Genomic DNA, 12297 nt, shown 5'->3' with positions numbered 1-12297 from the left:
TAATTAAATTCTAAAATAGAAAATTACATTCAGGATAAAGGTTTTAATGGGTAATTTAAAGCTCAAAGCAATAGATCCCAACTATAATTAAAACCAATAGTCAACATGAATGATTTTGACAATAATAAAAAAACGGCTTCAGAGAGAATGAGCGAAGACGAAGAGCGTCTTCTTGATGAGCTGGGCATTTTTGGTAATTCCAGGCGTAACTTTCTGGGGCAAATGTCAGCCGCTAGCTTAAGTCTTGCTGCGATGCCATATTTCACTTCAGATGTTTTTGAAAATGCTCCCAAAGGTATTCCGGATATTGATCCGGATTTTTTACTAAATGCTGTTAAGGTAAATCTTCAGGTAAATAATACTTCAAAACCCCTTACAATAGATTCCAGAATGTCGCTTCTTGATGCTTTGCGCGAAAGACTAGAACTTATGGGTACTAAAAAAGGTTGCGATCATGGTCAGTGCGGTGCGTGCACGGTAATAATTGATGGTAAACGCAAACTTTCCTGTCTTACTCTTGCTGCCACTTGCAAAGACAAAGAAATCAAAACCGTAGAAGGGCTTGCAGAAGGGAATAAACTGCACCCCATGCAGGAAGCTTTCTTAAAACATGATGGTTTTCAATGCGGTTATTGTACACCCGGTCAAATTTGCTCAGCAGTCGCTTTACTTGATGAAGCAGAACGTGGCGAAGTAAGTTATGTGACCGAAGACGTTAGGCAAACCAAAGAAAACCTCAAACTTTCTGAAGAAGAAATAAGAGAACGCATGTCTGGTAACATTTGCCGCTGCGGTGCTTATAATAATATAGTTCAGGCTGTGCGGGAAGTAAACGGCGGTAGCGATGAATGGCCTAAGTGGACGTTTGCATCTAACGAAGAACTGGAAAGAAGCAGAACTTCAGAATCGTAAGATTCTTCACAAATTTCGCATTTCTGCGAAAAACTAAAAAATCCGCCTAAATAGATCAAAAATCGATCTAAAAGCGGCAAAAAACTAACTTCATGAGACCATTTAAATATACAAACGCGGCAAGTGAGACTGAAGCACTTAAGTCTTACAGCGGCACTCCCAATACAAAATATCTGGGCGGCGGTACTAATCTTATCGACTTGATGAAAGAAGATGTAGAAAGACCGGACGCCTTGGTTTATGTGGCAGATCTACCCAATAACAAAATTGAACCCACAGCTTCCGGTGGATTGTCCCTTGGCGCTGCGGTTAGCAATACAGATACAGCAAATCACGCTACAGTGCGAAAGAATTATCCGCTGCTATCTATGGCGATGCTTTCTGCTGCAACAGAGCAGATAAGAAACATGGCCACAAATGGCGGGAATTTATTACAACGCACCCGCTGCTCTTATTTCTATGACACCGCAATGCCTTGTAATAAACGTGATCCCGGTTCTGGTTGCGGCGCTTTAAAAGGTGTGAACAGATTGCATGCTATTTTTGGGTGGAGTGAAAGCTGCGTAGCTACACATCCTTCAGATATGTGTGTGGCATTAACTGCACTTGAAGCTACCGTAAATGTTCAAAAACCTGATGGCTCAAGCCGAAAAATTCCTTTTGTAGATTTTCACCGTTTACCCGGAGACCACCCGGAAAAAGACACAAATCTGGAACCTGGCGAACTTATAACTTCTATAGATCTGCCGGAACCTTATTTTTCAGATAAGTATTACTATTTAAAGATCAGGGAGCGATCAAGCTATGCTTTTGCTATAGTGTCTGTCGCTGCAGGATTGCAGGTAGAAGGAAATACAATTTCGCGTGCAGCGCTTGCAATGGGTCGCGTAGCACATAAACCGTGGAAGTTGGCCAATGTGGAAAAATTTCTTCAGGGAAAAGCCGCCACAACCGAAACCTTTGAACAGGCAGCAGAATTAGCCTTTGAAGATGCAAAACCGCTTGATCAGAATGAATATAAGATTCCGCTGGGCAAACGCGCGATAATAAGAGCTTTAGAACAGGCAAATGCCAGAGCATAATTCCACTAAAAAAAAGAAAAAATCATGAATACAAATAATACAGGAATTGGCGAAGCCATAAATAGAGTAGACGGTCGATTAAAGGTGACGGGAATGGCTAAGTATTGCACCGAGTTCCATGTTGATAATATGGTCTATGCCCAGGGGCTGAGCAGTACGATCTCAGCGGGGCGAATTACCGGAGTAGGTACCAGTGAGGCCGAAAAACAACCCGGTGTGCTTAAAATTATTACGTACCAAAATGCTGATAAACTAAAGACTTTTAGTGAAGAGATGCCGGTGCCAAGTACTGATGGTCTGTCACCTGTGTTGCAGACGCCTAAGATTCACTATTTTGGTGAGTTTATAGGGGCTGTAGTTGCAGAAACTTTTGAGCAGGCTCAGTATGCTGCCAGACTGGTAAAATTTAGTTATGAAGAAGATGAACCCAAATCTATTTTTGACAAGCACGAAAAGGATGCGTATAAACCGGAAAATATAAATTCAGGGGCAAAAACAGATACGAGTTGGGGAGATGTTGAGCAAGGCCTGGCAGACTCTGCGGTTACTATAGAAGCAGAATATAACACACCTATTGAGCATCACCATCCTATGGAACTGCATGCGATAATAGCTTCTTGGGAAAATGGAGAGGTAAAGGCATATTTATCTACACAAATGGTAGATAATGCAGTAACCACAATTGCAGAAACCTTTATGATACCAAAGGATAATGTTAGAGTGATTACACCTTATATTGGTGGTGGTTTTGGTTCAAAATTACAAGCTCGTGAGCATGCAACTTTGGGGATACTCGCTTCAAAAATGGTGGGTCGCCCGGTTCAACTTACCGTTACCAGACAAGGAATGTTCACACATGTGGGTTATCGTCAGCACAACAGACAGTATATGAGACTGGGTGCAGATAAGGATGGTAAATTGCTTGCGCTTTCTCATCAAACTGTCGCACAAACTTCTACTTATGAAGAATTTCAGGAGCAATCAGGATCAATTTCAAGAACTTTATATGGCCCGCCTAATTCTTTGGTAACACACAGATTAATGACGCTTAATTTACCCTCACCACGGTGGATGCGGGCACCTGGAGAAGCTCCTGGAAGTTTTGCTTTAGAATCGGCTATGGACGAGTTGGCGTATGCCCTAAAAATGGATCCGGTTGAGTTTCGTATAAAAAATGATACCCAAAAAGATCTAAGTACAGACAAACCGTATTCTTCAAGATTACTTATAGAATGTTTAAAAATAGGAGCAGAGCGCTTTGGCTGGAAAGATAAATGGAAGCAGGAACCCAGAAGTAATCGCAACGGTAATTGGCTGGTAGGTTATGGTATGGCCGCTTCATCCCGTAAATCACCTTACAGCAAAACAAATGCAAAAGTTATACTTGATCGTGATGGTGATACAATTCATGCCACAGTAGAACTTGATGGTACAGATATAGGTACAGGAAGTTATACGATTGTAGCGCAAACAGCCGCTGAATATCTTGATATTCCGGTTGAGCAGGTGACGGTTAATCTTGGTGATTCTAAATATCCGGTGACTCCTGGTTCAGGTGGTTCATGGGGCGCGGCTTGTTATACAAATGCAACTTACGCGGCTTGTACGGCTGCGAAAGACAAGCTTCGTGAAAATACATCTTTGGGTGAAGATGCTTCTACAGCAGAATTGATGAAGGCCAAGAACGTAAATTCATTAACCGCAGCCGGTGTTGCAGAACCATCTTCAGAATTTGAGGATCATTCAGTTTATTCATTTGGCGCCAACTTTGCCGAAGTTTGGGTTGATGAAGATACAGGAATGGTTCGCTTGAAAAAATATATTAATACGGCTTCCGCCGGAAAAATATTAAATCCCAAAACAGCTTATTCGCAGGTAATTGGCGGAATAACCTGGGGATTGGGAATGGCACTTACAGAACATAGTATTGTAGAGCCTAATTATGGCAATTTTATTACCAGAACACTTGCAGATTATCATGTGCCAGTGAACCTTGATCTAGCAGATATTGAAGTAATCTTTATTCCGGAAGAAGATAAGATCGCAAATCCGTTAGGAGTAAAAGGTATAGGTGAACTGGGAATAACAAGTGTGGGTGCTGCGATCGCAAATGCCGTATTTAACGCTACCGGAAAACGAGTACGGGACTTGCCAATAACACCTGAAAAATTGACAAAAATGAAAGTACAAACCGCTTAAGTATAGTACTTGCGCTGAATTTATTTCAGGGTAACTTTTATACTTACAATGAAGATATTAAAGTAATGGGACGAGAAGCTGATAATACTTTAGCATGACTCGTTTCAAAATTTGAGTTTAATTAAAAAGAAAGATTATGATACAGGAAAAAGTAAATTTAAAGTATAAAATAGGAGGCGATCTTGAAGTAAACCGATTGGGTTATGGAGGAATGCAACTTACCGGAGAAGGAGTTTGGGGCGATGTAGAAAACCGCGAAAATGCGATAAAAATCCTCCAAAAAGCAGTAGAAAGTGGGGTGAATTTTATCGATACAGCAGACTCTTATGGACCTTTTACTAATGAAGAATTGATACAGGATGCTTTATATCCCTACAAGCAAGATCTGGTTATAGCAACAAAGGCCGGACTTGAACGACCTGGGCCAAACCAGTGGGAACCCAATGGTCATCCTGATCACATAAGAGAACGCATTGACGGAAGTTTAAAGCGTTTAAAAATTGGTCAGATTGATCTGTGGCAATTACACCGTATAGATCCTAATGTAGATGTTGAGGAAACACTGCAACCGGTCATTCATGCGGTAGCTGCGGGCAAAATAAAATACGTAGGTCTGTCTGAAGTTACAGTTGATCAAATCAAAAAAGTTCAGGAAATTTTGCCAATCGTTTCAGTGCAGAATCAGTATAACCTTGGCGATCGCCAAGGGGAAGATGTATTAGATTATACTGCTGCAAACGGATTAGCCTTTATTCCTTGGTTTCCTTTAGCTTCAGGACCTGATAAAATGAAGGAAAAGATCAAATCGATAGCCGAAAAGCATGACGCAACTATTGCTCAAATTGCTTTGGCTTGGTTATTAAAACGGTCTGATAATATTCTGCTAATTCCGGGAACAAAATCACTGGATCATTTGGCAAGTAATATTAAAGCTACAGAGATCGAACTAACAGATGAGGAATTTGAAACCTTATCTAAGCAGTAGATTTTTAACTTTAAAACGCGAAAAACCGGGTATTTTACCCGGTTTTTTTATGATTTCATAGAAAGTTGGATTTGCCTTGCCTCTAGCTGTTCGATTGTTAATATTAGGACAAATGATTAGTAACATATATTTAGTAATTTATGGTATTAATATACAATGGATAATTAAGAGAAATTCCCTTTATTATTAAAATGCTCCCAAATGCAAAAGTTGAATTAAAAAAAAATGATATAAAAAAAGTATTTTTTGTGAAACAAATTTTAATACTCAGTTGAATTTGGATTTCATCCGACAAAGCATGTGGACAAGTTATTATTCCGGACGAGACTAGAGAGGTTGAAGTGATAGGATCTACTTTTGGGATGAGTTTGAACAAGGTTTCGAATAAAATTTTCTACAATTTCTCTGTTGAATCAGAAATCTAAAATCAAAATGCACAATAGGATTTCAAGCAACTCCTAATGATATAGAAGATTTATATAATTTTTTCCTTTCCAAATTTGATACTCTAACGAAATCTAACATTATTTTAGGTTCTAAAAAATTTTAGTTATTGATGAAGAAAATGGACTTTCTTTTGGTGAATATGGAGGATGTCATTTTATCCTAGATAGTAAGAAGGAGCTAAAGATTTTATTTGGAAAATATTAGCTCAGAAACATCGTCGATTTTGAGATTTTTATTTGTGACATATGTACCTGGAAACTTATTTGGAAGATTACAATATCCATTAAAAAAAATTTAATCTATAACATATGATTATTTATCTTTTCCATAGTTTTCCTCGTAAATAGGTTTAAAATCATATGTAGGATAGAATTCCGTATCAAAAGCACTCCAGGCACCATGCTCTATGGAAAGGTTTAGTTTGCGCAGGTCTGCTGCCGGAATCCTTACTGTTACAACCTGACCAATGCCCATCATCACATACCACGAAACTACCTTTGCACTTTTAGGCGGGAAATTCTCCCAGAATTTAGTTTTCTCTAAATTTTTCTGAATAGAATCCAGGCTTTTATCCTGTTGATGTTTCAGAAAGATGGTGATCATAATACTGTCGTTCTTCACTTCAGTTTGAGCTTTCGCCGAAAAGGCAAATAAAATAAATGCGGCAAGAAGTAGTAATTTTTTCATGGTAGATAATTTGATGTTAGAATCTGATAATTGAAAATTAAAAAGGCTGGTTTAAAAGAGAAACGTCATTCCGAATTTATTTCGGAATCTCACTATATTTGATGGAAACCTGAAAACACACTTCGACAAGCTCAGTATGACAGTTCAGGTTGACGAATATCTACTTTAAACAGCCTTTATTTTTAATTTTGAGGAAAGACCCTCTCTATAAATTAAGCTTCTGTAAGCACTTGTTTTTCAGTTGGTGCATCTTGATGAATCAGCCTTTCAGCTTTCAATTCCTGCCAGAAATCAGCAGGAATTTTAGTTTTCATAGAAGCCAGATTTTCTTTCACTTGTTGCGGAGTATGCATACCGGGAACGATGGCTGTCGCCACATCAGGAAATGAGGCAAATTGTAAAGCGGCTGTTCTTAGATCTACATTATGAGCAGCGGCGATTTTTCTTAATTTTTCCCGTTTTTCTTGTGCAAAATCCGGAATTTTAGGTCCGTAATTATAACGGTCGCTGCCGGAAAGATAACCCGCGTTGAGGTTAGATCCCATTACCAGAGAAGCCCCATGCTTGCGAATTGCAGGAAATATTTCTTCAATCGCATTCTCATGATCCATTAAAGAATATTGGGCAGCAAACAGGAAGATATCAGGATCTGCAACATCTAGTGCTTTCATTATAGGTTCAGGCGTATTTACACCTAATCCCCAACCTTTAATAATGCCTTCTTCCCGCATTTTAGTAAGCTCAGGAAAAGCTCCTTTTTTAGCTACTTCAAAATGTTCTAGCCATTCACCTTCTTTAAAAAGCGGGTTATCTGAAGACAGATCATGAACGTATGCAATGTCAAGACTATCTATTCCTAATCGTTGCAAACTATCTTCAATAGAACGACGAATTCCGGAAGCCGAATAATCAAAAGTTACCGAGTTAGGTGATGGTGAAAATGGGAAAGGCCCTTTCTCTGTCACCACATTTTTTGAAGCTTTTAAAAGCTTACCTACTTTAGAAGAAATCACATATTCTTTACGTGGTTTATTATGTAGAAAATAGCCGTAGCGTCTTTCTGAAAGTCCGAGACCATACCAGGGCGCCACGTCATAATAACGTACGCCTTCATCCCAGGCGGTTTTTAAAGTTGCATGAGCTTCTTCATCTGTTACGGGTTCAAACTCGTTTCCTAGTGAAACGCCGCCCATACCAAAGTCATGCGGTAATTGATAGTGTTTTTTATTTTCGTTTGAATTCATAGTATAATTTTTGGATTCTTAATATCATAAAGTTATGAAGCAGATCACTCTCATGCAGAACTTTAATATTTCGTTTTGACCGTTTTATGGCAATATTATAAGAAGCAGCGGTTATGAACCTGTAAACATTGATTAGCTTTATATAAACCTTAAAAAGAAAGATGATGAAGTACAAAAAAATAGGAAATACCAGCGAAGAAGTATCTGCAATGGGATTGGGATGTATGGGTATGAGCCATGCATATGGAGAACCCAATGACAAAGAATCGATCGCTACTTTACATAAAGCAATGGAATTAGGAGTGACCTTTTGGGACACTGCAGATATTTATGGAAAAGGTAAAAATGAAGAACTTATTTCTGAAGTATTAAAACCGAATCGGGATAAGATATTTCTGGCGACTAAATTCGGGTTTCAACTTGAAGATCATGGTAATTATACAAAATTTGATGGCTCACCTGCCTATGTAAAGAAAGCGGTAGAAGCCAGCCTGAAACGCTTAAAAACTGATTATATAGATCTGTATTACGCACATCGCATTGATCCAGATGTACCTGTCGAAGATACAGTAGGCGCAATGGCAGATCTCGTAAAAGAGGGGAAAGTTAAGTATATAGGTTTATCTGAAGCTTCTAAAAATTCGATCATTAGGGCACATAATGAGCACCAAATTACTGCTTTGCAAAGTGAGTATTCTTTATTGACTCGCGGAGTAGAAGATGAAATACTGCCGTTGTGCAAAGAGCTTAAAATCTCATTTATTCCTTTTAGTCCGCTAGCACGTGGTTTAGTTACAAACAAACTTGATGTTTCTGAATTAAAAGAGGGTGATTTTAGAAAATCCTTACCGCGATACCAACAGGAATATGCCGAGAATAACAGCAAATTAGCCGCAGGATTTGCAGGTATCGCTGAAGATATTGGTTGCACACCTGCGCAATTGGCAATTGCGTGGGTGCTGCATCAAGGGGAGAATATTATCCCGATTCCCGGAACCAAAAAGAGAAAATACCTTGAGGAGAATGCTGCTGCTGTAGATGTTTCTATTTCTAAAGAAAAACAACAGGAGATTGAAGATCTACTCAAAAAATATCCCAATACAGGTGATCGATATAGCGAGGACAATTATAAACTAGTCGATAAAAATTAAGTTCTAAGTAAAAGCTGGCATTTTCCCCTTGTCAGACTGTTTAAAAAACGGCCGATTTTATAAAGAAATCGGCTTTTTTAATGGAAAAATCGACATATTCTTAAAATTTTAGTTGTGGTAAAAAGCCATTTATCAGGTGCTGGTTTAAAATAGTTTAGAATTACTAGATTTGGTCCTAATCCTGACCATTTTTAATATGAAACCCAAAGATTCTTCTGATAAATCTATAGATCAATGCCCCTTTTTTAGCCGCCGTGATTTTATTAACACCTCATTTCTAGGTACCGCTGGCGTAATGTTGGGTGGTGCAACTGCTCTAACAAGTATTGGGTGTGCAGAAGACCCAGCTTTAAAACCAATAGCTAAAGATTCCTGGAATGGCTATGGTGCTGTGGGCGATTATGCGCAGTCATCTGGAAACACGAGGAAAGTAATGGAAGCTGCTCACAAAGTGCGAGACGGCTTATATGATGCAGATGTTGCGATTAATGAAACAGGGGAAATATATGATATGCTAATAGTAGGCGGCGGTATGAGTGGTCTGGGCGCGGCTCACTATTTTAAGAAGAACGCTACCGCAGAACAAAAATGTCTCATTCTTGAGAATCATCCCATTTTTGGTGGGGAAGCCAAACGGAATGAATTTGTAGTAAATGGAATTCATTTAATAGGGCCGCAGGGATCTAATGATTTTGGCGTGCCACGAAAAGGATCAGGGTCAATGACAGACAAACTTTTTGACGAATTGAATATTCCCAGAGAGTTTGCATTTCAAAAGTGGGATGAAGTTCTAAAGCCATTAAAATTTGGACTTGATAATTATGCGCACATGACCGGTATTGCAGAATCTGCTGTTGATGTGGGTTATTATTTCAATGAAAATAAAACAGAAAAGCCGCAGTGGGTCAACAATATGTGGCGGCAGGATCTGGAGAATTCACCTTACAGTGAAGAAACAAAAGCAGATTTACTTAAATGGAGATATTATAATAATACAGAGAGGAGTGAAGAGTATTTGCGCAAACTGGATGGAATGTCTTACAAAGACTATCTTGAAAAAGAATTGAAATTATCTTCTGAAGCAACAAAACAAGCAGAGCCAATTATTGGCTTAATAAATGGCGCAAGCCCTAATGCGGTTTCGGCTTTTGCCGCTGCACAGGTAGGTATGCCTGCTACCGGAAGATCAAGAGGTAAAGATGCGGCTTCGCCACTTTCGTTTCCAGGAGGGAATAGTGCTTTTGCACGGTATTTTATTAAAGACCTAATTCCTGATTCTATAGGTGGAAGTAACAGCTTTAATGATGTAATTAATAAACAGGTTAATTTTGAGGCGCTGGATAAAGAAGAGAACAAAGTACGCATGCGATTAGGCGCTACTGTTGTTCGCGTTGAGCATATGGGAGATATAGAAGGAGCTGATTATGTACAGATAACTTATGAAAAAGAGGGAAAACCTTATACCGTAAAAGCAAGATCTGTTGTTATGGCTTCCGGAGGGTGGATCAACAAGCATGTTCTACGAGATTTACCTGCAGCTATAAAAGATGCATATAGCGAGTTTAATTACGCTCCCGCCATGATCGCCAATGTTGCATTGACTAACTGGCGATTTATGTATGAAAAAGGAATTACAGCTGCGCAATGGTTTAATGACGGTTTTGGATTTTCCTGCAATATTAGAAAGACGATGGTCATAGGCGATTACAATCCTCCACTTCATCCTGACAAACCTGTAATACTTACTTTTTACATGGGTTGTTATTCACCCGGTTTACCATTGAAAGAGCAGACTGTAAATGCGCGATACAAAATCTTTGGAACCACATTTGAAGAATATGAGAAACAGCTTATTGAGCAAATGACAGAGCAATTTGGTGAATCAGGATTTAACGCAGAAAAGGATATTGCGGGAATAACTTTAAACCGATGGGGACATGCTAGACTAGCTCAACCACCAGGTTTTTATTATGGTAAAGATGGAAAACCCTCGCCTCGTGAAATTGTAGCAGCGGGTTATGGGCGCATTGCAATTGGGCATTCAGAATTAAATGGTCACCAAAACTGGACGGGCGGGATAAGTCAAGGATATCGAGCAGCAGAACAAGCCTTAGCATTATATAAAAAAAGAATCCTGTAACAAATTGCTACAGGATTCTTCATTCAGACTAATCATTACTTCTTATATAGCTTCTTCATTTAGCCTGTTTTCTGCCATTTCATTTAGATCTTCGTCGGCTTTATATTCTTCGTCAAGAGTTTTCACAAGAATCTTAACTACTTTATCATGACCAAGTTCTTTTGCATAACGAATTACGGTACCGTATCCTGAAATCTCATAATGTTCTACCCGTTGAGCTTCAGCAATAAGACCGGCATCCTTCACATCGTCATCAGCATCTTCTTTAATAAAATCTTCAGCTTCTTTAATCAAGCCTTTCATAGCTTTGCATTCCTCTCCGGTAGGCTTTATGCCTATTTCATCACACACTTCTTCAAGTCTTTTTTTGTGAGTTTTAGTTTCTTCCAGATGGTCTTCAAAGGCTTTCTTTAGTTTCTTGTCTTTTGCAGTTTTTGCCATTTTAGGGAGTGCCTCTATAAGTTGAGTTTCTGCACTGTATAAGTCTTTTAACTGATGTTCAAATAAATCTTGTAAGGTTTTCATGTCGTAATTTTTTTATTTGTTGTTATAACTCTAAGTTATGCATACATTTCAGATATTTCTGTTAAACATATAATAAGCATTTGCTAAAGTTCTCCTCTTTAAATTTTGTTTTTAAAGGCTATTTTTTAAAATTTCTTTGTTTTAGTATTAATTTCTAATTGCCATTCCTGCCCTGTAGCAGCAAGGTATTCAGAACGGTTCCATATTTCAAGAGCTGTTCTGCCTGTGGTGTTACGGCTCACTAGATATGTTTCGTCCTCGGGCATAGAAAGATATTTAAAGCCACAATTTTTTAGTAGTGAGAGAATTCCCTGGTGATTAGGTGCCCACCAGTTAGTAGGGTCGCCAGCTAATTTATTCGGTATAAATGCCATAGAAGGCCATGCTCCTGATGTCATAATTTCTCTTTTATGAAAGGGAACATCGTCGGGAACAACCATCTCTTCTGAACCAGGAAGGGACAAGGTCTGGAAAACCATTAAATTCTTCGCTCTTTGCGAAATAATGTCTAACGCCAGGAGAGGATAACGCAGATGGTAGAACACACCCATAAACCAGATAAGATCAAATTCATCTGATGAGTGAGCGAGATCATAAATTTGCTGTTGCTTAAAAGTTATACGATCCTCAAGATCAAACATAGAGGCTACCCATTTCGCCTGTTTTAAATAATGCTCGTCAAGGTCTATGGCAGTAACATGAGCGCCGCGTTTTGCAAGTTCTATACTGTAAAAACCGGCATTACAGCCTATGTCAAGAACCTTCCATCCATTTAGGTCTTCAGGAATATGATCTTTTATTTTATTCCATTTAAATGAAGGGAAATCTCCTAAAAAATGATCAGGAGCGGTTTGATGACCCTCAGGTAAGTGAATATTGTGAAACCACGGAGATAAAGCCTGTATTCTTTCTTGTGTATCCACGT

Annotated in this window: 10 protein-coding genes; 6 read left to right on the top strand and 4 right to left on the bottom strand. The window is 38.8% G+C overall.

Features of this window, described 5'->3' with window-relative positions:
* Positions 1 to 105 precede the first annotated feature (105 nt).
* The 4 genes from ACH3O9_RS17590 (at position 106) to ACH3O9_RS17575 (ending at position 5178) form a co-directional block, all read left to right on the top strand.
* Entirely contained in the window at positions 106 to 912 is an 807-nt protein-coding gene (locus ACH3O9_RS17590) for a 2Fe-2S iron-sulfur cluster-binding protein (RefSeq protein ID WP_416442611.1), read from the top strand.
* A gap of 92 nt (positions 913 to 1004) precedes the next feature.
* Positions 1005 to 1994 (top strand): FAD binding domain-containing protein, encoded by a 990-nt coding sequence (locus ACH3O9_RS17585; protein WP_416442609.1) that lies wholly within the window; start codon positions 1005 to 1007, stop codon positions 1992 to 1994.
* A 24-nt stretch (positions 1995 to 2018) separates the two neighbouring features.
* Positions 2019 to 4193, top strand: coding sequence for a xanthine dehydrogenase family protein molybdopterin-binding subunit (locus ACH3O9_RS17580; protein WP_416442607.1), 2175 nt, complete (start codon positions 2019 to 2021; stop codon positions 4191 to 4193).
* A 136-nt stretch (positions 4194 to 4329) separates the two neighbouring features.
* Positions 4330 to 5178, top strand: coding sequence for an aldo/keto reductase (locus ACH3O9_RS17575; RefSeq protein ID WP_416442605.1), 849 nt, complete (start codon positions 4330 to 4332; stop codon positions 5176 to 5178).
* Between the two features lie 759 nt (positions 5179 to 5937).
* On the opposite strand, the gene ACH3O9_RS17570 is transcribed toward ACH3O9_RS17575, so the two are convergent.
* Both ACH3O9_RS17570 and ACH3O9_RS17565 read right to left on the bottom strand, forming a co-directional pair.
* Positions 5938 to 6312, bottom strand: a complete 375-nt coding sequence (locus ACH3O9_RS17570) for a hypothetical protein (protein ID WP_416442603.1) — start codon at positions 6310 to 6312, stop codon at positions 5938 to 5940.
* Between the two features lie 212 nt (positions 6313 to 6524).
* The gene (locus tag ACH3O9_RS17565; RefSeq protein ID WP_416442601.1) at positions 6525 to 7556 is read right to left on the bottom strand and encodes an aldo/keto reductase; all 1032 of its coding nucleotides are present in this window, start codon (positions 7554 to 7556) and stop codon (positions 6525 to 6527) included.
* Positions 7557 to 7717: 161 nt separating this feature from the next.
* Here ACH3O9_RS17565 and ACH3O9_RS17560 point away from each other — a divergent pair, with 161 nt between their 5' ends.
* Complete coding sequence (locus tag ACH3O9_RS17560; protein ID WP_416442599.1) at positions 7718 to 8707, top strand: aldo/keto reductase; 990 nt, start codon at positions 7718 to 7720, stop codon at positions 8705 to 8707.
* Between the two features lie 196 nt (positions 8708 to 8903).
* Positions 8904 to 10847 carry an NAD(P)-binding protein gene (locus ACH3O9_RS17555; protein WP_416442597.1) on the top strand — a complete coding sequence of 648 codons (1944 nt, stop codon included), beginning with the start codon at positions 8904 to 8906 and terminating at the stop codon, positions 10845 to 10847.
* A gap of 42 nt (positions 10848 to 10889) precedes the next feature.
* Here the strand turns inward: ACH3O9_RS17555 and ACH3O9_RS17550 are convergent, their stop codons facing one another.
* Together ACH3O9_RS17550 and ACH3O9_RS17545 are read right to left on the bottom strand one after the other, a co-directional pair.
* Positions 10890 to 11372, bottom strand: a complete 483-nt coding sequence (locus ACH3O9_RS17550) for a ferritin-like domain-containing protein (RefSeq protein ID WP_416442595.1) — start codon at positions 11370 to 11372, stop codon at positions 10890 to 10892.
* 125 nt (positions 11373 to 11497) lie between these two features.
* Entirely contained in the window at positions 11498 to 12295 is a 798-nt protein-coding gene (locus ACH3O9_RS17545; protein ID WP_416442593.1) for a TIGR04290 family methyltransferase, read from the bottom strand.
* Positions 12296 to 12297 lie beyond the last annotated feature (2 nt).

It is taken from the genome of Leeuwenhoekiella sp. A16 (genome assembly GCF_047946675.1).
Classification (GTDB): Bacteria; Bacteroidota; Bacteroidia; order Flavobacteriales; family Flavobacteriaceae; genus Leeuwenhoekiella.
This window is presented reverse-complemented; position numbering and strand designations above follow the sequence as displayed.

Coding starts and splice junctions, on each gene's coding strand:
- ACH3O9_RS17590 (WP_416442611.1), top strand. CDS start 106: ATGAATGATTTTGACAATAATAAAAAAACGGCTTCAGAGAGAATGAGC.
- ACH3O9_RS17585 (WP_416442609.1), top strand. CDS start 1,005: ATGAGACCATTTAAATATACAAACGCGGCAAGTGAGACTGAAGCACTT.
- ACH3O9_RS17580 (WP_416442607.1), top strand. CDS start 2,019: ATGAATACAAATAATACAGGAATTGGCGAAGCCATAAATAGAGTAGAC.
- ACH3O9_RS17575 (WP_416442605.1), top strand. CDS start 4,330: ATGATACAGGAAAAAGTAAATTTAAAGTATAAAATAGGAGGCGATCTT.
- ACH3O9_RS17570 (WP_416442603.1), bottom strand. CDS start 6,312: ATGAAAAAATTACTACTTCTTGCCGCATTTATTTTATTTGCCTTTTCG.
- ACH3O9_RS17565 (WP_416442601.1), bottom strand. CDS start 7,556: ATGAATTCAAACGAAAATAAAAAACACTATCAATTACCGCATGACTTT.
- ACH3O9_RS17560 (WP_416442599.1), top strand. CDS start 7,718: ATGATGAAGTACAAAAAAATAGGAAATACCAGCGAAGAAGTATCTGCA.
- ACH3O9_RS17555 (WP_416442597.1), top strand. CDS start 8,904: ATGAAACCCAAAGATTCTTCTGATAAATCTATAGATCAATGCCCCTTT.
- ACH3O9_RS17550 (WP_416442595.1), bottom strand. CDS start 11,372: ATGAAAACCTTACAAGATTTATTTGAACATCAGTTAAAAGACTTATAC.